This is a genomic window from Zongyangia hominis, assembly GCF_014385095.1.
Taxonomy (GTDB): Bacteria; Bacillota; Clostridia; order Oscillospirales; family Ruminococcaceae; genus Zongyangia; species Zongyangia hominis.
The window spans coordinates 727,464-750,894 of the sequence record NZ_JACRTC010000001.1 but is presented as its reverse complement, the minus strand read 5'-3'; the positions used below and the strand labels follow the sequence as shown (position 1 = coordinate 750,894).

The window sequence follows — 23,431 nt, the reverse complement described above, 5'->3', positions numbered from 1 at the left end:
GATATAGCGCCCTTTTTTCCCGAACCTTTCTGCGGCAGAAAAGCGGGAGGCAGGAAGCCAGAGAAAACATATCGACGAAAGCTTGCCTTTGTGCTATAGTAAAAGGGAAAATTGGGCATGGGAGGCGGCAACATGGTAGTCCAGCTTCAGCATATCCGGCTCTATTATGAAAAAACGGGGGAGGGAGCACCCCTCCTTTTGCTTCACGGCAACGGGGAAACCCATGAAATTTTTACAGAGGCTGTGGATAAACTCAAAGAACACTTTACCGTTTATGCGCTGGATAGCCGCTGTCATGGCAAGAGTGAGGATACCGGCAGCCTCTCCTATGAGGAAATGACTCAGGATGCGGCGGATTTCATCGGGGCACTGGGGTTAGAACGTCCCATGGTCTGCGGATTCAGCGACGGTGGTATTGTGGGGATCATGCTGGCGCTTAAATATCCCGGGCGGATTTCCAAACTGGTCTCCTGTGGCGCCAATCTGGACCCGTCGGGGCTCAGGGCGAAATACCGGGTGCTGTTTCGCCTTTACTACCTGCTCCATCGGGACCCGAAGATTAAAATGATGCTCACCCAGCCCCACATTCCGCCCGAATCGCTATCGAAATTGCACTTACCCATACTAGTACTGGCGGGGGAAAAGGATATGATACGGCCATCCCACACCCGGCTCATCGCCCGGCAGATCCCAGGGAGCACCCTACGGATTTTGCCGGGTGAAACCCACAGCAGTTACGTGGAACATTCGCAGAAAATCGCCGGTGAAATTCTCCCTTTTTTAAAGGGATGACTCTTTGCAAAAAAGCGCCCAGGAGTGAATGCTCCTAGGCGCTTTTTAGATAAATAAGTAGTCAGTTTTAGGAATGGAAAGTATCCTTGGCGGCGTTTAGTTTGGTGATATCAATACTGTTAATCATGCAGTAGTGGCCGCCGTCAGGCCAATCCACCTGGCTCACCGATACTTCCAAGAGGGAGCCGGTGGAATGGGAGCGGATGACCGTGGAACGACTTTCATCGCCCAGGGGGGCCAAATGTTCCATGGGGCAAAACTCACAGGGGACAGGCGAGTCCTGTAATGTTGCATGGCACAGCTCACCCACCTGGGCTGGGGGGAAATACTGGCCGGTTTTGCGGTTGAGATAGATGAGCTCGTGGTTTTGAGGATTGACCACATAGGCCGGGTGATCCAGATGATCCAGCACGGTTTGTAGGGAGTGGACATAGCGTTCCCTTTTTTGTTCGCTTCGTTTTCCAGCCAAAAAAGTGCCGATAATTTCACAGGCGGACTGAAACACCTCAATGTCCCCTTCGGAAAAGCTGTGGGGCGCTGTCATATCGTCAACGCCGATAAAGCCGCAGAGCTTTCCGCCGATCACGATGGCGCACCGCAACAGCGCTTTTACGTCGGGCCACCGGCCGATTGCGGCAAAATGGGGAGCGGCGCTAGAGAAGTCCTCCACCCAGAGAACCCCGTCTCGTTCATAGTAATCGGAAGAACCCCCAATGTCCTGGGGCGTCATGCCCCGCATGCTGTCGCGCCGGGGATTAACTCCCTGGCCGCACCATTCAAAGGTGGTGGAAAAGGTATCGCTATGGCCGTCCTGTTCAAAGATGTAGCCGTGATGGCAGTGAAAATGCTTGCACAGCAGTTCCAGCACCGAGACAATGGAACGCTCCAGATCGCTGGCGTTAAAGAGAATTTTAAAAACATATTCCACCGTATTTTGGGAGAAGCTTTTTGCCAGATGCCGTTCCACCTGGGTGGGGGTGTTGGAGAGAAAGAGGGTGGACATCTCTTTTTCATAGACGGCCAGCCGGTTCTTTCCATGGTTTTTGGCGTGATATAACGCGGTATCCGCCTTTTGATAGAGCCCGGCAAAGGTGTCGTGTTCCTCGGCGATGGCAAGACCTATGGACACCGAAACGTCACAGACCTGTTCGCCGGAGGAATAGATGCTCTTGAGCTTTTCCAGCAGCTGTCGGCATTTTTGCTGGGCGGTGTCCGCGCTGGGGAGCCCTTTGAGAAACACAATGAATTCATCGCCGCCGATGCGTCCGATGATATCGTCCTTTCGGAAGACAGTGACCAGTTTTTCCGCCGTCTCTGAGAGTACGGCATCGCCATACAGGTGTCCAAAGGTATCGTTGACCAGTTTAAAGTTATCTACATCCAGCATGATGACGGCGCATAGGCCGCGATGCTCGTCGAGCAAGGCGCTTTCGGACAGGGTGAGAACCGCGTCCCGGTTATAGAGCCCGGTGAGGGAATCCCGCTCCGCCTTGTGCCGCAGCTCGATTTCCGCCCGCTTTTCCTCGTCGATATCGTTGAGATAGATAAAGCAGCAGACGTCTTCTTCCGGTGAACGGATCATATAGACAGAGCTGCGCACCCAAATCATCCTGCCGTTTACATTTTTGCGCCGGTACTCACAGTGGATCTCCCTCTTTCCGCTGGAAAAGGTATCCAGCAGCGACTGCCTGCTGTGGACCGCTGCCATATACTGCCGGTCCTCGGGATGGACCGCCGATTGCGCCATGCTCTCGAGAAACTGCGAATAGGACTTCGTCCGGGTTAAGCCGAACATTTCGATCCAATGGTCATCCAGGTGTACCATCAGGTCCTGGGTGAGATTCACTTCATAGGCATACATGGCGTCGGATACCAAGGAGTCGCGGTATTGCTTTTCCTGAAGGAAACGAGCTTCCAGATCTTTTTCGTCGGTGATATCCCGGGAGGTACCGATGGCCCGGACCGGACCCCCTTCGTCGTCAAAGAGGGTGGTGGAGGCAAGGCGTATCCACCGCGTTTCCCCATCCTTGCCATAAGTGCGTACCGTCATGGTAAGATCCTGCTCCCCCGCCAGGATGCGCCGGTACATCTCCAGCACAGACTGAGCCGAATCGGGATGGATAAAACCGCTGCCCATCAAAGACTGGGGGACGCCGGTGATGACGTGAGGCAAGACATAATGAGTAGAGTTTCCCGGGTAATAGACGGTTCCGGAAGCGATGTCCAGTTCCCAGATAGCGTCCTGGGTCTGGTTGATGGCAATGCGGTATCGCTCCTCGCTGAGCTTTAAGTCCTGCTGGGCCTGTATGAGGGCGGTGACATCGGTGGACACGCTGATATATCCTTGGGGCTCGCCGTTTTCTCCGTAAAATTGGGAGATGGTGACCCGGTTATACCCGCCCTCCGGCGTTTGCTGGATAGCGGCGGATTCTCCGCGCAGAAAGCGCTTGACGCAGCAGTTTTCCGTCCCGCACAGAGCGGTGCCCATGGAAGTGCAGGGCTTGCCCAGCCATTGCTTTTCCGGAGCGCCCAATAGCTTTTCAGCGGCCTGGTTAACGAAGGTGATGCGCAGATCCATGTTGAGCACAAAGACGGGGTTGGGAAGACAGGCCAGCACATTTTTATAAAAGTTGGTTTGATTATAATAGCGGGTGGCGTCGGACATTTCACAATAGAAGTAGTCGCTTCCATCTTCCCGGACAAGACGGCCCTGCTCGTGAATCCATAGGATCTGGCCGTCCCGCGCCCGTACGCGGTAGTCCACCGCGTATTCGGGATCCTCCAATGTGAGGGAATCGAGGGTTTGCCGCACCCGGTCCCGGTCCTCCGGGATGATCAGGGGGTAATAGCTTCCGGCGAAGTACGCCTGCAATTCTCCCAAGGAATAACCAATCATCCGCAAGAATTTGCTGGAAATCTGCACGATTTCACTTGACGCGTTGGCACGGCATTTTTGTTGCCCGATGAGGATTTCTTCCAACAGCGGTGCACCTCCTTCCCGTATAGCGCGTGGTTTCTTCTTTATTTTACAGGATATGACCCGCACTGACAAGGGAGGAAAGCGTAAGATTCACGTTTTATACGGAAAAAAGCCAGGCATTCTCAAGAAGGCCTGGCTTTTCCAAAGGAAGTTAGTTGGGAATAGGGGAAAGGTTGGGAGTCATTTATTTTGAATGGAGGGAATCTACATCGGGGTGCTGGTGGCAGCAGCCGCTGCATCCGGCGCAACCTCCCGCGCAACCGCCCTTTTTACGGGTGCGGTAAACGGTGTAGGCCGCCAGTACAATGAGAAGCAGGATAATGCTGCCGATGATAAAAGTTGCCATAAAGAATACCCCTTTCTGTTGGGAAGATTAGGCTTTGCTGGCGGCCTTGACAGAACGCACCGGAAGGGACTGTTTGCCCTGGTATCCCTTGCGGAAAAACAGGTACAGATAGCCGGCCAGCAGGAGGAGGGCCACGAAAGTCCATAGGGTGAAGCCTCCGCCGCTAATGAAGAGCCCCAGCTGGTAGACGATCAGGGCCACGGTGTAGGCAAAGACGGTCTGGTAGCCGATGGCGAACCAGGTCCAGCCGGCGTTGTTCATCTCCCGCTTGATGGCGCCGATGGCCGCGAAGCAGGGGGCGCACAGCAGGTTAAAGATGAGGAAGGAGTAAGCAGACAGGGCGGTAAAATGGCCTGCAATGGACCCAAGGCCTCCAAAGGCGCCCTGCTCCACCATTTCCAGAGCGTCGCCTGCGACGCCGTAGAGGACGCCGAACACGCTGACCACCTCTTCCTTGGCGACCAAGCCCAGAACGGTGGCCACGGAGGATTGCCAGTTGCCGAAGCCCAGAGGGGCGAAGATAGGAGCGATAAGCGAGCCAATGGCGGCCAGGATGGAGTGATCCATATCCTCCACCATGCCAAAGGAGCCCCCCACCATGCCGAAGCTCTTAGTAAACCAGACGAAAATACTAGCCAACAGGATGACGGTCCCGGCCTTTTTGATGAAGGACCAGCCCCGCTCCCAAGTGCCGCGAAGGACGTTGCCTACGGTGGGAATGTGGTAAGCGGGCAGTTCCATGACGAAGGGGGCGGGCTCGCCGGCGAAACGTTTGGTCTTTTTGAGGATAATGCCGGAGACAATCACAGCGGCAACGCCGATGAAGTAGGCGGAGGGAGCCACCCACCAAGCGCCGCCGAAAAGGGCGCCCGCGATCAGGGCCACGATGGGCATCTTGGCGCCGCAGGGGATGAAGGTGGTGGTCATGATGGTCATTTTCCGGTCGCGGTCCTGCTCAATGGTGCGGGAGGCCATGATGCCCGGCACGCCGCAGCCCGAACCGATGAGCATAGGGATAAAGGACTTGCCGGAGAGGCCGAACCGGCGGAAAATCCGATCCATGATAAAGGCCACGCGGGCCATATAGCCGCAGTCTTCTAAGAGGCACAGGAAGAGGAAGAGGACCAGCATCTGGGGAACGAATCCCAGTACCGCGCCCACGCCGCCGACGATGCCTTCCGTGATGAGGCCGATCAGCCAAGCCTGGGTGCCGATGGCGGTGAGCCAGCTTTCCAGCGGGACGGCGATCCATTCACCGAAAAGGGTGTCGTTTGTAAAGTTGGTGACGATGTCGCCGATGGTGCTAACGGAAATATAGTAGACCAAAATCATCACCACGGCGAAGATGGGGAGCGCCAGCCAGCGGTTGGTGACGATTTTGTCGATTTTGTCGGAGGTGGTGAGCCCGGTTTTCTTTTTACGGACGCAGCGGCTGATGAGACCCGCGATATATTCATAGCGCTCGTTGGTGATGATGCTCTCGCTGTCGTCGTCGAGCTGCGATTCACACTGGGTAATGATGTCCTCTGCCTGGGATTTGAGAGCAGCGGGGAGGGAGAGTTCCGCCAAGACCTTTTCGTCCCGCTCAAAGAGTTTGACGGCAAACCAACGGATACTCTCAGCCGGTACTCTGTCCGCGATCAGCTCTTCGATGGAGGCAAGGGCCTGCTCCACCGGTTCGGCGAAGGTGTGCTGGTGGGGCGTCTTCGATTTTTCCCTGGCGATTTGTATTGCACGCTCCGCCGCCTCCTTGGAACCCCTTCCCTTGATGGCGGAGGTTTCGATGATCTCACATCCCAGGGCCTGGGAGAGCTTTCGCGTGTCGATCTGATCGCCGTTTTTCTCCACGATGTCCATCATGTTGAGGGCGATGACCACAGGGATACCCATCTCAGTGAGCTGGGTGGTCAGATACAAATTGCGCTCGATGTTGGATCCGTCCACCAGGTCGATGATGACGTCCGGCTTTTCGTGGATGATGTAATTGCGGGTGACCACCTCTTCCAAGGTGTAGGGGGAGAGGGAGTAGATGCCGGGAAGATCGGTGATAATTACATCCTTGTGTCCTTTGAGCCTGCCCTCTTTCTTTTCTACGGTAACGCCCGGCCAGTTCCCCACAAATTGGTTGGAACCGGTCAAATCGTTAAACATGGTGGTTTTCCCGCAGTTGGGATTGCCTGCCAGCGCGATTTTAATTGACATGTTGTACCTCCTCGATGCGGATATCCGCGCACTCCATTGTTTCCTAACGGTTAGCGATAGCTAACCATATGGCCTTAAATCAGCGGGAGATTCTCCCGCTGTATGCCTATTCGACCACAATATTTTCCGCGTCTCCTTTGCGGATGGAGAGTTCATACCCCCGGACGGTGATTTCCACCGGGTCGCCCAAGGGTGCCACCTTGCGCACATAGAGCGGAGTTCCCTTGGTGATCCCCATATCCATGATCCTACGTTTGAGTGGGCCCTCACCCGCTAGCTTGCGGACGGTGACGGTCTCTCCGCACTTTGTCTGCCTGAGTGTCTTCATTGCGATCCCTCTTTCTTACGTTCATTCCCTTTACGTATGTGCGTATATTTTAGCTAAATCATAATGCGGTTGGCCATGCTTTTGCTGAGTGCTATCCGGGTGTCCTTGACGTTGACGATGAGATTACCTCCCATGTCCGCAATGACGGTTACATGTCCCCCCTCCACAAAGCCCAAGCTTTCCAGAAAGCGGCGGGTTTCATCCTTGCCGCCAATTTTTTTGACGACGTTTCTTTCCCCCGAAGAGGCCATTGTTAACGGCATAATCAGTATCACCTTTCCTTTGAGTTAGATACGGCTAACTATCGGTCCAAAAGTTGAGGTTAGCTTTGACTAACCTCTTTACAAGTGTTAGTTTACCGATGCTAACCGCATTTGTCAAGAGGTTCGAAGGACTTTTTTCTCAGGTTCGTGGGAAAGTAGAGGGGAAGCGGCATCTTGCTTCCGGCTGGGACCTATGGTAAGATGATAAAAATATCTAATTTTTTGCCCTTTGGGGGAGAAAATCGGAACAAAGAGGTCAAGAACCATGAAGATACAAGAATCGGCGGAAAATTATCTGGAGGCCATTTTGGTGCTCAAAAGGGAGAAGGGAATGGTGCGCTCCATCGACATTGTGCACCATCTGGCATATTCCAAGCCCAGTGTCAGCCGGGCGGTGAATTTGCTCAAGGAAAACGGCTACCTCACCATTGACGGGGAGGGAGGAATCGAGCTGACTGAGACGGGGCTGGCCATCGCCCAGCGCATCGACGAGCGCCACCGTTTGCTGACCGAGTGGTTGGTACGTCTGGGGGTAACCCAAGAGATAGCGGCCCGGGACGCCTGCCGGATGGAGCACGACATCAGCGAAGAGACTTTCCGCTGTCTCAAAAGTCACATCACCCGCCGGTCCGGGGGCGGAGCTGAAAACTAGAAGCCGGGAGAGCAGAGATAGGATGTAATAATTAAATTTATGGAAATGGGCATGTCCCGCGGAGTGGGGGAGGGCCCAGTCTAGGGTAAACCAAGAGGCGCGATGTGATGAGCATCGCGCCTCTTGGTTAAGGTTCGGCTTATTAAAAAAATAGCGGAGCGAAGCGGAACTATTTATTCACGCATAAGGGGAGGAGTGCAAAGCACGGATACCCCTGCGTATCATTTTTTTATGCGAAGTAATAAAAAAATAGGGTTACAGCCGCAACAGGGCCTGGGCAATGGAGAAATAGATGACCAGGGATACGGCGTCCACGATGGTGGTGATGAGGGGAGCGGCCATGATGGCGGGGTCGGCGTGGAGGCGTTTGGCGATCATGGGGAGGATACCGCCCACCGTCTTGGCCACGATGACGGTGACGAAGAGGGCCAACGCCACCGTGAGGGCAATAAGGTTGTTTCCAGGGTAGGTGATCACCAGGCGGACATAGTTGACGATACTGAGGACCGCACCCACCAGGATGCTCACCCGCAGTTCCTTCCAGAATACCTGGAGAAAATCTCTGAGTCCGATGTCGCCCACCGCCATGCCGCGGATGATGAGGGTGGAGCTCTGACTGCCGGCGTTGCCGCCGGTGTCGGTGAGCATGGGGATGAAGGTAACGAGCAGCGGCATGACAGCGAAGGCCGACTCAAACCGGCCCAGGATGCCGCCGGTAATCATGCCGGAAACCATAAGAACCAATAGCCACAAGATGCGGTTTTTGGCTAGAGTGAAGACCCCGGTTTTGAGGTAGGGCTTTTCCGAGGGGGCCATGGCGGCCATCTTTTCGAAGTCCTCGGTGGCTTCCTCCTCCATGACGTCCATCACGTCGTCTACGGTGACGATGCCCACCAGCCGGTGCTCGTGATCGGTGACGGGCAGGGAGATGAAGTCGTACTTCATCAGCTGTTGGACCGCTTCCTCCTGGTCCTCGGTGGTGAGTGCGGTGATGACATCGCCCTCCATCAGGTCTTCCACCCGGGCGTTGTCGGGGGCCAAGAGCAGCTCCCGCAGGGTGACCACACCCTCCAGCACTCGTCTGGCATCGGTCACATAACAGGTGTAGATGGATTCGCACTCCTCGCCGATGCGGCGGATGCGCTCGATAGCGTCGAGGGCGGACATGGATTTTTTGAGGTCGATAAACTCAGCGGTCATGATGCTGCCCACCGAATTTTCCGGATACTGTAAAAACTGGTTGATGAGCTGCCTGGTTTCGGGCCGAGCGCTTTTGAGGACCCGCTTGACCACATTGGCGGGCAATTCCTCTAGCATGTCCACCGCGTCGTCCACGAAGAGCTCCTCCACGATTTCGCCGAGTTCCCGGTCGGTAATGGAACCCACAATGACCTGTTGGGTCTCAGCGGGTAAATTTGAAAAAACGTCGGCGGCCAGTTCCTTGGGCAGGGTCCGAAAGACCATGGCGGCCTTCTCCTGAGGGAGGGATTCGATAAAGTCTGCGATGTCCACCTCGTTTTCATCCGAGAGGGCGACGCGGAGCTGCCGGTATTGCCTGTTTTCCAATAGCTGCAGATACTGCGCAAAGGTATTCTCTTTCTTTTCCATGATAATTCCTCCTTTACTTTTGGGTAGGGAGGAAGCCGCAGCCGAACAAAGCCGCACAGAACACCTCTGCACGGCGACGATTCAGGCGAATGATGAAGCTGAAGGAACCCTATGCCGGAAAAAGACAAGGGGCGCCTGTCGCTGGACCGTCACTGTCCGTCTTTGTACTTCGTCCGCAGATATCCACTTGCCTTTCTCCCTTTTCTACCAAGCAAAATTGTGGGAGATAGCGCCCCGTTCCCTAGAGGAGGGAGAAGGGCGTTATTGTTCGCGTGGAAAAGAAAAAGCTCTCTGCACAAGACGGGGAGCGCGTTTGGGACCGGCATCTTGCCGGTGGGTTGATGAAATAGATACCCGGTCCTGACACGAGTACGATGAGTTAACAAAAAAGAGCCCAAACGCGAATTGCGTCCTGACTCTATCTTGTGGTGCACGTAAAATATCTAAATCTAAACAGTCTATGTCATCCCCAAAAAAATTTTCGTACCCGCTTTGTAGTAAAAGAGCAAAACGATCTTACCGTCATATCGCATCGACAAACAGATCCATCACGCGCTGCCACTGCTTGTTCGGTCATATTCATTTTTCTACATTTGTATTACCACACAAAATCTGCTGTTTTGCGAGTAGCTATGTTCTGGCAATATACCGTTTGGAGTCTGTCTCACTTTCGAAAAGCGGGACGTCCGGTGCAAGGGCTCTTAAACATTCTTTGATGTAAATTTGCTTCTTTGCAGGGCGCAGTAATGCCAACACATTTTTTAAAAATTCCTGCCAGTCGATGCCCTTGTCTAAGCCTCTGTAATTATTAAGTTTTCCGATCTTATAATGATCCACGCTGTCATCTTGCAGCGTTTTTTCAATCAGCCGAAGACTTTCGCTTGGTTCAATTACCGGTTCAAAGCTTGCAAACGTGCGAATGCCGCTTTCGTGCAAAACTTTTAATGTTTGGATCCGTTCATCCGGAGACGCTGCTCCAGGTTCCCATGCTAAGCTTTTTTCATCATCAAAAAAAGTCAGCGTCGACCCCACGCAAATTCTCTTGCCAAAAGACTGAAACACATCAATATCCTTAAGCATCCGGTTTCCGCCCTTTGAAAGCACCGCGACCGGCGTATGGTAAGAATTAAGCAGGATAAGTGCATTTCTCGTTGTTTGATTATTGTCAGTGGTTTCGCAGTATACGTCACCGATAAAAGATAGCAGTATCTGCAGATCATACGCCTTTTTCTGTAAATCTTTTTCAAGGATTTTCAAGACGTTTTTTCGCGGCGAAGGTGAGTAAAAATAATTTTCCGCAGTACGCTGCAGCGCATGCGGCGCATAGCAATATTTGCAACCATGTGTGCAGCCTAAATAAAGGTTGCAAGCGTATGGGCTGTATTCATTTGCTCTTCCTTTAGGCTCATATATGACCGGCATGGCGTTGCTCCTAGTCTGAACATATTTTAATAAACAAAATAGCCGTAATGTTTTATGAAATTTCCTTTAACTTCATAAAACGATACTTTTCTTACTCCATAATTATACAACATACCATAGAACATATCCAGTGCTTTATACTTTGATCATGCAAATTGATTAAGGGACAAACCAAATGGCTTGCCCCTTGTTAACAATGAAATTATAGCAAAAATCCGAACCTATCACCAACAGGTAGACCTGTCGTAATGGGCTCGGATTCTGTGGGTTTGGAGCTACTGACCGGATTCGAACCGGTGACCTGCTGATTACGAATCAGCTGCTCTACCTGCTGAGCCACAGTAGCAAAGATTGCTTTACTATTATAATAGCTCCTGACACTTGCGTCAAGACTTTATCGGGGGAGAAACGGAAAAAGGAGTATTGTAAAATAAAAAACTGGGATAGAACAAAGACGAAATCGATGGAAAAACGTCAATGATACCGGAATTTTAAAAATTTGTTTTTGGAAAACTAATGAAATACTTTGGCATTTATAGTATAATACAAATACTAGCCTCATCCGGCCTGTTTTTTCATGTGCAATCGGTTTTATGGATTGCTCCCAATTGATAGAATTTTTTCGCTGTTATTCTTGGCGGCAATGAGGATGGAGCACAGAGGGGACGGCTCCATGAAAATGACGGCACAGCCGCTATTTGACTTGATACAAAAGGGTGGAAATGATGGTATGGCAAACAGACGGCCAGTTTATGTAAATAGAAGAAAAAAAGGTTTTTCAGATGCAGTGCCAATTTTAGTATTTTTGCTTTTGGCACTGCTTTTAGCGACAGGCATCGCGCTGGTATGGCAGCATCAACAGGAAAAGGGCAAAAAGCCAGAGCATTCGTCTTCCTCCAGCAGCAGTTTGCCCGCGGTTATTGAAAGCAATTCTCCGGCGCCAGGCACCAGCGAGTCGACCTCCAGCAGCGCTTCTTCCAGTCAGGATGCCAGCTCCAGCGAAAGCGAGACCACAGGCGGCGTGCCCGCTTCCCAGGTGGTGTTTGGGGAACCCGTTCCCCAGAGCGGCCGGGTGAAATCGGAGTATTTTGACGACGCACTCTTTATTGGGGACTCCATCAGCGAGGGCATCGAGCTCTATCAGATGATGGACAACGCCACGGTCTTGGCCAATAAGGGCCTCAACCCGGAGACCATCTTCACCAAGAAGGCGGCCAAGGACGCCGCCGGCAACGAAGTAACGGTCATCGAGGCGCTGAAAAGCTACCAGCCTAAGAAGGTCTATGTGATGTTGGGAGCCAACGGTTTGGGCTGGATTGACAAGGACAAGTTCATCAGTTATTATGGAAAGCTGATTGACGAAATAAAATCGGCGTACCCTGGTATTTCGGTCTATATTCAGTCCATACTTCCGGTGACGGCCAATTTTGAAAAGAAGAAGCCGGAAATTACCAATGCCAAGATCGATGAATACAATGCGGCTATCCGGGCGCTGACCAAGGACAAGCAGGTCTATTACGTCAATGTGGCCGAGAGCTTCAAAAACGACGCGGGGGCCCTGCCCGACGAGGCCAGTCCCAAGGACGGCATGCATTTTGGCGCCGATTATTATCAAAAATGGTTTGACTACCTAAAAACTCATGTGGTAACGGAGGAATAAGCAGATGAAAAGAACAGTTGCACTTTTAATGGCCGCGGCCATGCTGGTGATGGTTGTGTTTACCGGATGCGGGGAGAAGGCAAGCGCCAAACAGCCCGCCACTTCCGAGATCGCCCAGAAGTTCAAAGACGGCATTACTTTTGAGGACGAGCTGATGCAGCTGGAGGGCGACCGGGTCACCAAACAGTACGAGAAACTGGATACCAGCGCTCTTGACGAATACACCCTGTTTGTCAGCTCTTCCGGCGCTACCCCAGAGGAAATCGCCGTATTTAAGCTGGGAGACGGCGGCGACGCCAAGGCCCTCAAGGCAGCCATCGACGCCCGGGTCCAGCAGCAAAAAGACGGCTTTGTGGACTATGTGCCCGAGGAGATGCCGAAGTTGGAAAATTGTGTGATTCTCAGTGAAGGCAATTACTATGCGCTGGTGGTAGCCGGGGACGCTTCCCAGGCTGAGAAGATTTTTGAAGATTGCTTCAAATAAAATCAGCAGAGAAAAAGGAAGGGAGGAGCATGCATGCTGGTGGAATGTTGGTCGGTGATCCTCATAGTGCTGGCCATTTGTGTAGTGTACCTCAAATCTCACAGAAATCAGTACGCTTTCACCGTCCTGCCCCTTTGTATCCTTCCCTTTGCCCATATCATCGGCGGACCGCTGTCCCGCTGGATCCACCCCTATGTGCCCCTGAACCACAGCGAGACCGCCGTTGTCATTGACCTGCTGGGTCTGGCGCTGGCCACGCTGTTCCTCGGCTTGACGTCCAAGAATATCCGCAGCAAGAAGGCGAGAGTCGGCTTTCTGATCTGCTGTACCCTGTTTGACCTGATTCTGGCCGCCGTTTTAGTCGAGAGCAATATCGTTTAGAAGCCAATCATGAATAGCATTCACAGGAAATCCGCCGTTTGGAACTTTGCACAACTTTTAAGGGAGATGTGTGGGAAAAATCGGGCGGATTTTTGTGAAAAAAAACGAAAAAATATATTGACAAAAATATAACGATCTCATATAATAGAGCCGTAGAGATTGTTATTAAATTAACAAAGCAAGTTTTGAGACAGTTTTTCAAAATAAAAATTTGGGAGGATAACAACATGGCTGAAAAAAAAGTAGCACAGGAAAAGCAGCAGGTTGACGTCAATAAAATGATTGACGAACTGGTTGCGAAGGCAAACGTTGCTCTTGAGCAGTACATGCATATGGAGCAGGATCAGGTGGATGAGGCGGTCCACGCCATGGCTCTGGCGGGACTCGATCATCACCAGGAGCTGGCAAAATTGGCTGTCGACGAGACCGGCCGCGGCGTTTTTGAGGACAAGGTCATCAAAAACATCTTCGCCACCGAGTACATCTGGCACTCCATCAAGTACCAGAAGACCGTCGGCATCGTGGACGAGAACGAGATGGAAGGCTATGTGGAAGTCGCCGAGCCTGTCGGCGTAGTCGCCGGCGTCACCCCGGTTACCAACCCCACCTCCACCACCATGTTCAAATCTCTGATCTGCGCCAAGACCCGCAACCCCATCATCTTCGGCTTCCATCCCTCCGCGCAGCAGTGCTCGGTAGCGGCGGCCAAGGTGCTCCGCGATGCGGCAATCGCCCACGGCGCCCCTGAAAACTGCATCCAGTGGATTGAGTTCCCCTCCATTGAGGCCACCAGCGCTCTGATGAATCATCCTGGCGTCTCCATGATCCTGGCCACCGGCGGTTCCGGCATGGTCAAGAGCGCTTACTCCGCAGGTAAGCCCGCCCTGGGCGTCGGCCCCGGCAACGTGCCCTGCTACATTGAAAAATCCGTGGACGTTGCCCGCGCCTGCAACGACCTCATCCTTTCCAAGACCTTCGACAACGGCATGATCTGCGCCTCTGAGCAGGCCGCCATCGTGGACGAGGCCATTGCCCCCGAGTTCGAAAAGATCATGACTTACTATAACTGCTACTTCCTCAAAGGCGACGAGATCAAAAAGGTCAGCGACTTTGTCATCAACTCCGAAAAGGGCGCTGTTAACCCCATCGTCGTCGGCAAACCCGCCTCCTGGATCGCGGAGCAGGCGGGAGTCAAGGTTCCGGAAGGCACCAAGATCCTGCTGGCGCGGCTGGAGGATGTGGGTCCCGACTATCCGCTCTCCAGAGAGAAACTTTCCCCGGTCCTCGCTTATTTCGTTGTGAAAAACAGCGAAGAGGGCTTCGCCATGGCCAAGAAGATGCTGGAATTCGGCGGTCTGGGCCACTCTGCCGTCATCCATTCCAATGATACCGAGCTGTGCCACAAATACGGCGAAGAGATGAAGGTTGGCCGTGTTATCGCCAACTCCCCGTCCTCTCAGGGCGCCATCGGCGATATCTATAACACCAACACCCCGTCCCTGACCCTGGGCTGCGGATCCTTCGGCAGAAACTCCACCACTTCCAACGTTTCCTCTGTCAACCTGATCAACAAAAAACGCATTGCCAAGAGGAGAGTCAATATGCAGTGGTTCAAAATCCCGCCCAAGATCTACTTTGAGAACGATTCCATCCAGTATCTGGAGAAAATGCCTGACATCTCCCGCGCGTTCATCGTCACCGACCCGATGATGGTGAAGCTGGGCAATGTGGATAAAATCCTGTACTACCTCCGCAAGAGAAGCGAGTATTGCCATGCGGAGATCTTCTCCGAGGTTGAGCCCGATCCTTCTGTGGAGACCATCATGCGCGGCGTCGCTGCCATGAACAACTTTAAACCCGACGTCATCATTGCCCTGGGCGGTGGCTCCGCCATGGACGCTGCCAAAGGCATGTGGCTGTTCTACGAGCATCCCGACACCGATTTCGGCGGTCTGCGGCTCAAATTCCTGGATATCAGAAAGAGAACCTACCACTTCCCGAAACTGGGCGAAAAGGCACAGCTGGTGTGCATCCCGACCACTTCCGGCACCGGTTCTGAGGTTACCTCCTTCTCCGTCATCACCGACAAGAAGAACGGCAACATCAAATACCCGCTGGCTGACTACGAGCTGACCCCGGATGTGGCCATCATCGACCCGCAGTTCGTCATGAGCCTGCCCAAATCCGCCACCGCGGACACTGGCCTGGACGTTCTGACCCATGCGCTGGAAGCCTATGTCTCCGTCCTCGCATCCGATTACACCGACGGTTTGGCACTGCAGGCCATTGAAATGGTCTTCCAGTACCTGCCCAGAGCCTATAAGAACGGCGCCACCGACTTCGAGGCCAGAGAAAAAATGCACAACGCCTCCTGCATCGCGGGCCTGGCGTTCACCAACGCCTTCCTGGGCCTCAACCATTCCATGGCTCATAAACTGGGCGGTGAGTATCACATCCCCCATGGACGCGCCAACGCCGTCATCCTGCCCTATGTGGTAGAATACAACGCCGGTAAACCCACCAAGTTCGCCACCTGGCCGAAATACGGCAAGTTTGTCGCCGATAAGAAATATGCGAGAGTCGCCAAATTCCTGGGCCTGCCCTGCTCCACCACTGAAGAGGGTGTCCAGAGCCTGGTCAAAGCCATCAAAGACCTGATCAAAGAGCTCAACGTGCCCAGCAGCATCAAGGAGTGCGGCGTCGACGAAAAGATCTTCATGGCGGGCGTAGAGAAACTGTCCTACCGCGCCTTCGAGGACCAGTGCACCACCGCCAACCCCAGATATCCGCTGGTCAAGGAGATCGAGGAAGTCTACAAGAAAGCCTACTACGGCGACAACAAATAAAGACTTCGCTTTCACAACTGCGTGCTACTTTATTTTCATAAAACTCTCAAACTCGTGCGAAACTCCGCTTCCGAAAGGAAGCGGAGTTTCCACGTTTCTGAGGGGATTTCTTTTCCCAAAGAGGCTATGCAGCTGCGCGAAGAGGGGAGCGCAAGGGCTGCAAGCGGCCGGAGCGCAGCTGCGCTGTCCCGGCCTTTCTCCCGGACTCCCTTCATACCCCGCCGCTTCTTTGCATATGCTTTTTTGAAGAGAGGGGGAGGACGCTGTGAAAATAGAGTGGAAGCTGGATCAAAGAATGGCCTTTATTCTGCTGGGGCTGCTGCTTATCGTCGCGGGACTGCTCTGCTATCCCAAGGAGGGCGGCCAAGACCGGGAAAATCCCGCTCAGCCCGGGGTGGAATCGGAGAGCGTCTATGCCGCCGGGGAAACTCCCAGCGGAGCCAAGATGGGATTCCTGTTGGGCGAATGAGAAAAAGGGACGGCAGCTTTTTGGCTGCCGTCCCTTTTTATTCTACTGCGCGCTTGCCGGTTGGAGGACATTACCGTCGCCCGTCCAGATTAAGGGTCTTACTATGAACTAACGCCGGCCGCTTTTTTGTAGCGGGGCGTTTACCTCCGCGTCCCGCATGAGCACGCTGGCCGGGTCCCTTACATAGTCCTTGGTCATCTTGATGACCAAGCCGCTGAGTCCCACCAGACCGATCAGGTTGGGGATGGCCATGAGGCCGTTGAGGGTGTCGGAGATGTCCCAGGCCAGCTCGATTTTGATGGTGGCGCCCACCACGATGAGGAAGATGAAGAGGCTGCGGTAGACCAGGACGGGGAGGGGACGGTTTTTGCACAGGTATTTAACGCTGTGCTCCCCGTACATGCTCCAGCCCAGCAGGGTGGAGATGGCAAAGAGGGTGGTGGCGATGGCGATAAAGTAGCCTCCGTAGGTCCCAAAGGCCTGGGCGAAGGCGGCGGCCGCCATGGCGGTGTCGGGGACGCCGGAGTTCCACAGCCCGGAGGAGAGGAGGACCAGGGCGGTCATGGTGCACACGACGATGGTGTCCACAAAGACCTCAAACATGCCCCAGAGGCCCTGCTCCACGGGGTTGTCGGTGTCGGCCACCGCGTGGGCGATGGGGGCGCTGCCAAGTCCCGCCTCATTGGTGAAGACGCCGCGGGCAAAGCCGAAGCGCATGGCCTGGGCGACGGTAAAGCCGATGACGCCGCCGGCCGCCGCCTCGGGACGGAAGGCGCCCTGGAAGATGAGGGCGAAGGCTGCGGGAATCTGGGCGTGGTTGATGATGAGGACGATCAGCGCCCCCACGATATAGAAGATGGACATGATGGGCACCAGGGTAGAGGTCACCTTGGTGATGCGCTTGACGCCGCCCAGGATAACCGCCGCGATGACGACCGCCACCACGATGCCGGAAATCCAGGGAGGAATCTGGAAGGAGGAGCTCAAGGCCCCGGAAATGGCGTTGGACTGAGTCATGTTGCCGATGCCGAAGGAGGCCAGGGCGCACAGGACGGAGAAGATATAGGCCAGCCACTTCATGTGGAGTCCTTTTTCTATGTAAAGCATGGGTCCGCCGTAATGCTGTCCGTTTTCATAGGTACCGCGAAAGCGCACCGCCAGCGCCACTTCGGCGTACTTGGTCATCATGCCGAAAAAGGCGCTGACCCACATCCAGAACACGGCGCCGGGTCCGCCCATGGTGATGGCGGTGGCGATGCCCACGATGTTGCCCACGCCGATGGTGCCTGCGAGGGCCGTGGACATGGCCTGGAAGGGAGAGATCTTGCCCGCTTTCTTCTTCCCGGAAAATAGGCTGCCCAGGGTGCATTTGAGCATCCGCCCGAACTTGGAGAGCTGAAAGAACTTGGTGCGCACCGTCAGATAGATGCCGGTTCCCAGCAGGAGGATGAGCATAAAAGGTCCCCAGACAAAGTCATTGATGTGGTCATTGAGCGCGGTCAGCATGTTAGTCAATTGCTCCATACGTGAGGAGTACCACCTTTCCATTCCATTTCCGATGGACTCCCCCGGAGTCCCGCTGTTTTTATCTATATGGGATTCCCCGCGCCGCTATGAGTGGTGCGGGGACAAAGTTACCGCCCAGATTTTCCAAGCGCCGGGCAGGAAAAAACGGCCGGCCCGGGAAGGGCTGGCCGTTCCTCGAAAAAGCGTGCTATTTGCCGAAGAATGCGGCAAAGATGTCGTCCTGTTCCGGGAAGTGGGTGACGTAGCCAATGGCCACCTGATGCTCCGTCAGCTCCATGAGCTCCCTGCATTTGTCCGGTCCAAAGGCCCCGCAGAGCTCAATGGCGCCCACCTCCATCTCATCGACGAGATGTTTCACTGTGCGGCGGGCTTCCTCGAAATCCTTGACTGTGACGATATAGGTATTTCTTTTGGGGGTAACAAAGGTCGCTTGGTGCTGCTCGGGGTCATAGTGGGGCCCCATGAGCACAAAGGCGAAATGCTTGTTCATACTGCATCCTTCCTTCTCCGCCGGCGGGGCGGGCTTTTTTCCATCATACCACAAAATCACTGTCCGGACGCACCAAAAAAAGACTCGATATTTTGGATGACTTTCCTTCCCAGGCGGCGGGTGGTCTGAATCGACGCGCCGCTGGATTTACCCACGCAGGAGACATTGGGCAATTTCCGCAGGGAGGGATCGCCCAGGGCTAGGAGCGTGTCGCAGAGAAAGTAATTTTCCGGATTTGCGAGCCACCCACGCAGGGCGGGCAGGTCAAAGGAAGGCCCGATGGAGGTGTTGACGAGAATTTTACCGTTTCCAAAGAGGGAGAACTCCCGCTCATGGAGGAGAATGACGTTTTTATTGAGACAGGTGCACAATATGTCCACCTCTCCCAGCAGTTCCTCCAGCGTCCGGTAATGGAAGCCTTCCGCCTCCATGTCCGGCTTGCGGGTGCGGCTGTAATAAAAGAGATCCGCGCCAAAGTAGCGGATGGCCCGGCCCACGATGCTGCCGCTGGTGCCCAGCCCCAAGATTCCCACCTTGACGCCGGTGAGCTCAGTGGGCTCGCTTTTCCACTGGCGGCTGCCGAAGCCATGGAGGAGGCGGACAAGTTCGCTGACCACATATTCGGCCACCCCTTCGTCGCCGTAGTCCCGCACCCCCAGCACGGTGATGCCCCGCGCCTGGGCGGCGCGGATGTCCACGTTGGCGCTTTCGGGGGAATAGAGGCTGCAGCACATGCCGATGTAGCGGATGGAGGGGCAGGCCTCGATCACCTCGGCGTCGATGGCGCTGGTATAGGACAGGAGGACCCCGTCCGCCTGTCCGATGCGCTGGATGATTTCTGCGTTATCCCGGGGCAGGTCGTCGTAGAGGACAACTTTTTCCGCCAGCCGGGAAAGCGCCCGCGTAGAAGCGGGGTCCAAGTTGATAGGTTCGATGGCGACAAGCTGATGAAACATAGAAATCCTCCTGTCATTCGGCCAAAAAAACGTTGACGCCGCTTTGCTCATAGTACTGGATGTACCGCGGATCGGTAGAGCCGTTGATGATCACATTGCGGATGCGGTCCATATCGCACAGGTGGACGAAGGTGCGGCGGTTAAATTTGCTCTTGTCCACGGTGAGGAAAAACTGCTTGGAATTGTCCAAAAGGTGGCTGTAGAGAGGCAGGTGCATCCGGTTGACGATGGAGTAGCCCGCCACCAGGTCCACGCCGTCGATGTTGATGAAGACTTTGTCAAAATAGAATTTGCGGAGCATGTCGTTGGTATACTCGCCGATGGTCTCGATAAAGCGGTCCTCCACGTTGACGTCGCCCCCCAATAGGAGCATTTTGACCCCCTTGGCGCTGGAAAGCTCGATGACCGCGTCGATGTTGGTGGTGACGACGGTCAAATCCTGGCGGTCCCTGATGTAGCGGGCGATGAGCGCGCAGGTTTTCCCCGCGCCCAAAAAGATAATATTGCGGTCGTGGATGAGGCTGGCGGCCACCTTGGCGATGGCGTCCTTGTCGGCATACCGCTCCTTGAGCGCCTCGGCGTCCCCGGAGGAAATTTGCTCCTTGGCGGAGGGGAGGTACTGAGCGCCGCCGTATTTCTTGCGGATTTTGCCCGCGGCGTGCATCTGATTGAGATCGCGCCGGACGGTGGCTAGGGAAGCGCCCGTAATCTGGCTGAGAACCGCTGTGGTAGCGGTTTGATGTTCCTTTAAATAATCGTAGATGATCTTTTCACGGTCAACAGAAAACAACCCTCATCCCTCTTTCTTTACCGGATTCCCGAATGGAAACCGTTTCCTCTTTCATTTTATTCTAACAGAAATGATGGGCAAAAGCAAGGAAAACGCCGGGAAAAGAAAAGATAAAAATCATAATAAATCATATAGAGCACAATTCACCTAAACAGTCAGAACAAATCACGATAATATAAACTATTTTGAATTATTATATTGACTTATTGATCGGTTTGACGTATGATGCTGATAAAATACTGCAAAAACAATAAATTTCAAAGTGCTTTGCCAGGTAAAAGAGTTGTAGGAAGTGGAAAATAGGAAACAAACGCAGGAAAACAATCGGAAATATACGGTTGATTTTGCTGACATGACAAGATTTCAGTCCGTGGGTCCGTATAAAAGGGGTTGAAGGATGGCTGGACTGATTGATGTTGATCCTTTATTGGCCAAAATCATTGTTTTGGACTAGGATAGTTATAAGAACTGACAAAAATGAGGGAAAAGATTGCAGGTGTACCTGCATCCAGATATAATAAAACCATCCAAAACCGTTGTTTGACACACATACATAGAAGGAGGTCTTTTTCATGGAAACCATCAAGACTTACAAAGTAGGAGACAAAATTACCGCTTACGACGTGGCGCAGACCATCGACCACTCCCTGCTGCGGCCGGACATCACGGTCAAAGAGCTGGTGGAGGGCTGCGATATCGCCAAGAAATACAACTGTGTTTCCGTCTGTGTCCGCCCCTCCGATCTGCCCATCGTGGTCAAAGAGCTGGACGGCTCCGGCGTGTTGGTGACCACCGTGGCCAGCTTCCCCCATGGCGTCTGCACCACCGAAACCAAGGTTTTCGAGACCCAGGATGCCATCCGCAAGGGCGCCAAAGAGGTGGACGTGGTTATGAATATTGGCCGTTTCCTCTCCGGCGAATATGACTACGTGGAAGAAGAGCTGACCGCCATCGCCAAAGCGGCGCACGACCTGGGCGGGTTAATCAAGGTGATTCTGGAAATCCATTATCTGACCCCGGAACAGATCAAAAAGGCTTGCCAGATCGCCGAGCGCGCGGGCATGGACTTTGTCAAAACCTCCACCGGTTATGCGGGCTCCGGCGCCACCGTCGAGGCCATCAAGCTGATGCGGGCCTCCGTCTCCCCGAAGGTGCAGGTCAAGGCTTCCGGCGGCATCCGCACTTTGGATATGTCGCTGGCCGTCATGGCGGCGGGCGCCATCCGCAACGGCACCCGTTCCACCATCGCTATCTTGGACGAGGCGCTCAAGCGTGAAAAAGAGGGGACTCTGATCATCGCGGAATAAACGAAACTTAAGCGGCGCACAAAAGGGGAGCGCGTCCTAGCTTGCGCCGGTGGGAATCCCCCGGCGGAAGCTAGGCCTTTCCTTTGGCACCGACGACTGGAAAGCGATCATAGCGGCAGTGGAATATGGATGGCCGACCCAACAACAAAGGAGTGAACGCAATGACGGAAAAGATCATCGCCTGGGACCTGGGAACCGGAGGCAACAAAGCCTCCCTTTACGACGCCGAAGGAAATTGCCTGGCCGATGCGTTTGTGGATTACCCCACCATGTACAGCAAGGGCGGGTGGCATGAACAGCGTCCCGCCGACTGGTGGAACGCGATTGTGGAGAGCACCAAAAAGCTTCTTTCCCAAGGCAAAACCGACCCCAAGGATATTGTCTGCTGCGGCATCTCCGGCCACAGTCTGGGTTCAGTCCCCATGGATGCCCACGGCAATCTGCTGCGGGAAAGCACCCCCATCTGGTCGGACACCCGGGCGGTCAAGCAGGCGCGCCGATTCTTTACAGCCTACGACGAGAGAAAATGGTATGAACTGACCGGCAACGGCGTGGACCCCGCCATGTATCCCGCCTTCAAAATCCTTTGGTACAAGGAAAATGAGCCGGAAATGTTTGCGAAGATCGACAAGATCATCGGCACCAAGGATTACATCAACTACCGCCTGACCGGCAAGATTCTCACCGATTACTCCTACGCTTCTGGCAGCGGCTGCTACGACATCCGGGGCTGGAAGTTCTCCGACGAGTTACTGGACGCCATGGGGCTCAAACGGGAAATGTTCCCGGAGCTCACTGCCTCCACCCAGGTCATCGGCACCATCCTGCCCGATGTGGCCAAGGAATTGGGCCTGGGCGATCATGTGCAGGTAGTTTCCGGCGGCGTGGACAACTCCTGCATGGCCATGGGAGCCAAAGCGTTCAAGGACGGCCGGGTGTATAACGCGCTAGGTTCTTCCGATTGGATTGCGGTCACCTCCAAGGAGCCGCTGATCGACTATAGCGCCAGGACCTATGTTTTCGCCCATGTGGCCCCCGATCTCTTCACCTCGGCGCTGTGCATCAAGTCCGGCGGCACCAGCTTTAAGTGGGTGCGGGACCAACTGGCCATCAATGTGATGGAGGAGGCCAAAAGGGAAGACAAGAATGTCTATGCCCTGATGGACGCCTTGGCAGCTCAATCGCCGGTGGGGGCCAATAAGCTCATCTTTAACCCCAGTTTAGGAGGCGGCGTCCCCATCGATAAGAGCAACCACATCCGCGGCGCTTTTATTGGGTTGGACTTAAGCCATACCCAAAGCGACCTCATCCGCGCCTCCATGGAGGGCATTTCCATGGTGATGCGCACCTATCTGGACCGCCTGCGGGAGCTGACCCCCATCAGCGACGAGATGCTGCTGGTTGGCGGGGGCAGCAAGAGCGCGGTTTGGCGCCAGATTTATGCCGACATCTACAACGTGCGGATTCTCAAATCCACCATCGACCAACAAGCGGCGGCGCTGGGAGCAGCGGCTTGCGCGGCCTATGGCGTGGGGATGTGGAAGGATTTCGACCGCATCGACAAGGTCCACGTGCTGGAAAGCACCACCCAACCCATCCCGGAGCACGTACAAACGTATGAGGCACTGCTGCCCGTCTTTGCGAAGACCATGGACGTCATGTCCGACTTGGGCGATATGCTCGCTGATATTTAAGACGTATCCCAAAGCCGCCCCGTGTGCATACACGGGGCGGCTTTTTTGTTCCTACAAGGGTAGTGGTGGCGCGAGGGATAGTTGTAGGACAACTAGACGTAAAATATGGGATGCGTCTGCGGAAATATGGGAGATTTGGAAAATATCAAAGGAATATCTTACAGATAAGTTGGAAGAGGATTGGCGGATATAGATAAACAAGTTGCGTTTTGTTGAGAATCATTGCTTATATTT

20 protein-coding genes and 1 tRNA gene are annotated in these 23,431 nt (G+C 54.1%); 9 read left to right on the top strand and 12 right to left on the bottom strand.

Going from position 1 to position 23,431, the window contains the following annotated elements:
• Positions 1 to 132 precede the first annotated feature (132 nt).
• On the top strand, positions 133 to 792 hold the full coding sequence (locus H8709_RS03380; protein ID WP_262396952.1) for an alpha/beta fold hydrolase: 660 nt from the start codon (positions 133 to 135) through the stop codon (positions 790 to 792).
• A 67-nt stretch (positions 793 to 859) separates the two neighbouring features.
• On the opposite strand, the gene H8709_RS03375 is transcribed toward H8709_RS03380, so the two are convergent.
• The 5 genes from H8709_RS03375 to H8709_RS03355 all read right to left on the bottom strand — a co-directional run bounded on the left by H8709_RS03375 (position 860) and on the right by H8709_RS03355 (position 6,911).
• On the bottom strand, positions 860 to 3,772 hold the full coding sequence (locus tag H8709_RS03375) for a diguanylate cyclase domain-containing protein (protein ID WP_262396951.1): 2,913 nt from the start codon (positions 3,770 to 3,772) through the stop codon (positions 860 to 862).
• Positions 3,773 to 3,956: 184 nt separating this feature from the next.
• Positions 3,957 to 4,118 (bottom strand): FeoB-associated Cys-rich membrane protein, encoded by a 162-nt coding sequence (locus H8709_RS03370; RefSeq protein ID WP_262396950.1) that lies wholly within the window; start codon positions 4,116 to 4,118, stop codon positions 3,957 to 3,959.
• A gap of 27 nt (positions 4,119 to 4,145) precedes the next feature.
• Positions 4,146 to 6,320 (bottom strand): ferrous iron transport protein B, encoded by a 2,175-nt coding sequence (gene feoB, locus H8709_RS03365; RefSeq protein ID WP_262396949.1) that lies wholly within the window; start codon positions 6,318 to 6,320, stop codon positions 4,146 to 4,148.
• Positions 6,321 to 6,426: 106 nt separating this feature from the next.
• Positions 6,427 to 6,648, bottom strand: coding sequence for a FeoA family protein (locus tag H8709_RS03360; RefSeq protein ID WP_262396948.1), 222 nt, complete (start codon positions 6,646 to 6,648; stop codon positions 6,427 to 6,429).
• A gap of 53 nt (positions 6,649 to 6,701) precedes the next feature.
• Entirely contained in the window at positions 6,702 to 6,911 is a 210-nt protein-coding gene (locus H8709_RS03355) for a FeoA family protein (protein WP_262396947.1), read from the bottom strand.
• A 265-nt stretch (positions 6,912 to 7,176) separates the two neighbouring features.
• On the opposite strand from H8709_RS03355, the gene H8709_RS03350 reads away from it, so the two are divergent.
• On the top strand, positions 7,177 to 7,563 hold the full coding sequence (locus H8709_RS03350) for a metal-dependent transcriptional regulator (RefSeq protein WP_262396946.1): 387 nt from the start codon (positions 7,177 to 7,179) through the stop codon (positions 7,561 to 7,563).
• 255 nt (positions 7,564 to 7,818) lie between these two features.
• Here the strand turns inward: H8709_RS03350 and mgtE are convergent, their stop codons facing one another.
• The 3 genes from mgtE to H8709_RS03335 form a co-directional block, all read right to left on the bottom strand.
• Positions 7,819 to 9,171 carry a magnesium transporter gene (mgtE, locus tag H8709_RS03345; RefSeq protein ID WP_262396945.1) on the bottom strand — a complete coding sequence of 451 codons (1,353 nt, stop codon included), beginning with the start codon at positions 9,169 to 9,171 and terminating at the stop codon, positions 7,819 to 7,821.
• A gap of 630 nt (positions 9,172 to 9,801) precedes the next feature.
• Positions 9,802 to 10,593: a radical SAM protein gene (locus H8709_RS03340; RefSeq protein ID WP_262396944.1), complete on the bottom strand. Its 792-nt coding sequence runs from the start codon at positions 10,591 to 10,593 to the stop codon at positions 9,802 to 9,804.
• Positions 10,594 to 10,863: 270 nt separating this feature from the next.
• Positions 10,864 to 10,939: transfer RNA gene (locus H8709_RS03335), tRNA-Thr, on the bottom strand.
• A 441-nt stretch (positions 10,940 to 11,380) separates the two neighbouring features.
• Here H8709_RS03335 and H8709_RS03330 point away from each other — a divergent pair.
• The 5 genes from H8709_RS03330 (at position 11,381) to H8709_RS03310 (ending at position 16,433) form a co-directional block, all read left to right on the top strand.
• Positions 11,381 to 12,253: a GDSL-type esterase/lipase family protein gene (locus tag H8709_RS03330; RefSeq protein WP_262396943.1), complete on the top strand. Its 873-nt coding sequence runs from the start codon at positions 11,381 to 11,383 to the stop codon at positions 12,251 to 12,253.
• Between the two features lie 4 nt (positions 12,254 to 12,257).
• Positions 12,258 to 12,737, top strand: a complete 480-nt coding sequence (locus H8709_RS03325) for a DUF4358 domain-containing protein (RefSeq protein WP_262396942.1) — start codon at positions 12,258 to 12,260, stop codon at positions 12,735 to 12,737.
• Positions 12,738 to 12,770: 33 nt separating this feature from the next.
• The gene (locus tag H8709_RS03320) at positions 12,771 to 13,118 is read left to right on the top strand and encodes a hypothetical protein (protein ID WP_262396941.1); all 348 of its coding nucleotides are present in this window, start codon (positions 12,771 to 12,773) and stop codon (positions 13,116 to 13,118) included.
• 227 nt (positions 13,119 to 13,345) lie between these two features.
• Positions 13,346 to 15,964: a bifunctional acetaldehyde-CoA/alcohol dehydrogenase gene (adhE, locus tag H8709_RS03315; RefSeq protein WP_262396940.1), complete on the top strand. Its 2,619-nt coding sequence runs from the start codon at positions 13,346 to 13,348 to the stop codon at positions 15,962 to 15,964.
• A gap of 265 nt (positions 15,965 to 16,229) precedes the next feature.
• Positions 16,230 to 16,433 (top strand): hypothetical protein, encoded by a 204-nt coding sequence (locus tag H8709_RS03310; RefSeq protein WP_262396939.1) that lies wholly within the window; start codon positions 16,230 to 16,232, stop codon positions 16,431 to 16,433.
• Positions 16,434 to 16,541: 108 nt separating this feature from the next.
• Here H8709_RS03310 and H8709_RS03305 read toward each other — a convergent pair whose 3' ends face one another.
• The 4 genes from H8709_RS03305 to H8709_RS03290 all read right to left on the bottom strand — a co-directional run bounded on the left by H8709_RS03305 (position 16,542) and on the right by H8709_RS03290 (position 20,196).
• Positions 16,542 to 17,948 carry an alanine/glycine:cation symporter family protein gene (locus tag H8709_RS03305; protein WP_449354262.1) on the bottom strand — a complete coding sequence of 469 codons (1,407 nt, stop codon included), beginning with the start codon at positions 17,946 to 17,948 and terminating at the stop codon, positions 16,542 to 16,544.
• 199 nt (positions 17,949 to 18,147) lie between these two features.
• The gene (locus H8709_RS03300) at positions 18,148 to 18,450 is read right to left on the bottom strand and encodes a DUF6506 family protein (RefSeq protein WP_262396937.1); all 303 of its coding nucleotides are present in this window, start codon (positions 18,448 to 18,450) and stop codon (positions 18,148 to 18,150) included.
• 56 nt (positions 18,451 to 18,506) lie between these two features.
• On the bottom strand, positions 18,507 to 19,406 hold the full coding sequence (locus H8709_RS03295; RefSeq protein ID WP_262396936.1) for an NAD(P)-dependent oxidoreductase: 900 nt from the start codon (positions 19,404 to 19,406) through the stop codon (positions 18,507 to 18,509).
• Positions 19,407 to 19,419: 13 nt separating this feature from the next.
• A complete protein-coding gene (locus H8709_RS03290; RefSeq protein WP_262396935.1) occupies positions 19,420 to 20,196 on the bottom strand; it encodes a DeoR/GlpR family DNA-binding transcription regulator in 777 nt (258 codons plus the stop codon).
• Between the two features lie 572 nt (positions 20,197 to 20,768).
• On the opposite strand from H8709_RS03290, the gene deoC reads away from it, so the two are divergent.
• Positions 20,769 to 21,503, top strand: a complete 735-nt coding sequence (deoC, locus tag H8709_RS03285) for a deoxyribose-phosphate aldolase (protein ID WP_262396934.1) — start codon at positions 20,769 to 20,771, stop codon at positions 21,501 to 21,503.
• A 161-nt stretch (positions 21,504 to 21,664) separates the two neighbouring features.
• Positions 21,665 to 23,197: a xylulokinase gene (locus H8709_RS03280; protein ID WP_262396933.1), complete on the top strand. Its 1,533-nt coding sequence runs from the start codon at positions 21,665 to 21,667 to the stop codon at positions 23,195 to 23,197.
• Positions 23,198 to 23,431 lie beyond the last annotated feature (234 nt).

Excerpts from the sequence above, each read along its gene's own strand:
- H8709_RS03320 (WP_262396941.1), top strand. The coding sequence starts at position 12,771 with ATGCTGGTGGAATGTTGGTCGGTGATCCTCATAGTGCTGGCCATTTGT.
- feoB (WP_262396949.1), bottom strand. The coding sequence starts at position 6,320 with ATGTCAATTAAAATCGCGCTGGCAGGCAATCCCAACTGCGGGAAAACC.
- H8709_RS03340 (WP_262396944.1), bottom strand. The coding sequence starts at position 10,593 with ATGCCGGTCATATATGAGCCTAAAGGAAGAGCAAATGAATACAGCCCA.
- H8709_RS03355 (WP_262396947.1), bottom strand. The coding sequence starts at position 6,911 with ATGCCGTTAACAATGGCCTCTTCGGGGGAAAGAAACGTCGTCAAAAAA.
- mgtE (WP_262396945.1), bottom strand. The coding sequence starts at position 9,171 with ATGGAAAAGAAAGAGAATACCTTTGCGCAGTATCTGCAGCTATTGGAA.
- H8709_RS03295 (WP_262396936.1), bottom strand. The coding sequence starts at position 19,406 with ATGTTTCATCAGCTTGTCGCCATCGAACCTATCAACTTGGACCCCGCT.
- H8709_RS03380 (WP_262396952.1), top strand. The coding sequence starts at position 133 with ATGGTAGTCCAGCTTCAGCATATCCGGCTCTATTATGAAAAAACGGGG.
- H8709_RS03360 (WP_262396948.1), bottom strand. The coding sequence starts at position 6,648 with ATGAAGACACTCAGGCAGACAAAGTGCGGAGAGACCGTCACCGTCCGC.
- H8709_RS03325 (WP_262396942.1), top strand. The coding sequence starts at position 12,258 with ATGAAAAGAACAGTTGCACTTTTAATGGCCGCGGCCATGCTGGTGATG.
- adhE (WP_262396940.1), top strand. The coding sequence starts at position 13,346 with ATGGCTGAAAAAAAAGTAGCACAGGAAAAGCAGCAGGTTGACGTCAAT.
- H8709_RS03370 (WP_262396950.1), bottom strand. The coding sequence starts at position 4,118 with ATGGCAACTTTTATCATCGGCAGCATTATCCTGCTTCTCATTGTACTG.
- H8709_RS03350 (WP_262396946.1), top strand. The coding sequence starts at position 7,177 with ATGAAGATACAAGAATCGGCGGAAAATTATCTGGAGGCCATTTTGGTG.
- H8709_RS03280 (WP_262396933.1), top strand. The coding sequence starts at position 21,665 with ATGACGGAAAAGATCATCGCCTGGGACCTGGGAACCGGAGGCAACAAA.
- H8709_RS03300 (WP_262396937.1), bottom strand. The coding sequence starts at position 18,450 with ATGAACAAGCATTTCGCCTTTGTGCTCATGGGGCCCCACTATGACCCC.
- deoC (WP_262396934.1), top strand. The coding sequence starts at position 20,769 with ATGGAAACCATCAAGACTTACAAAGTAGGAGACAAAATTACCGCTTAC.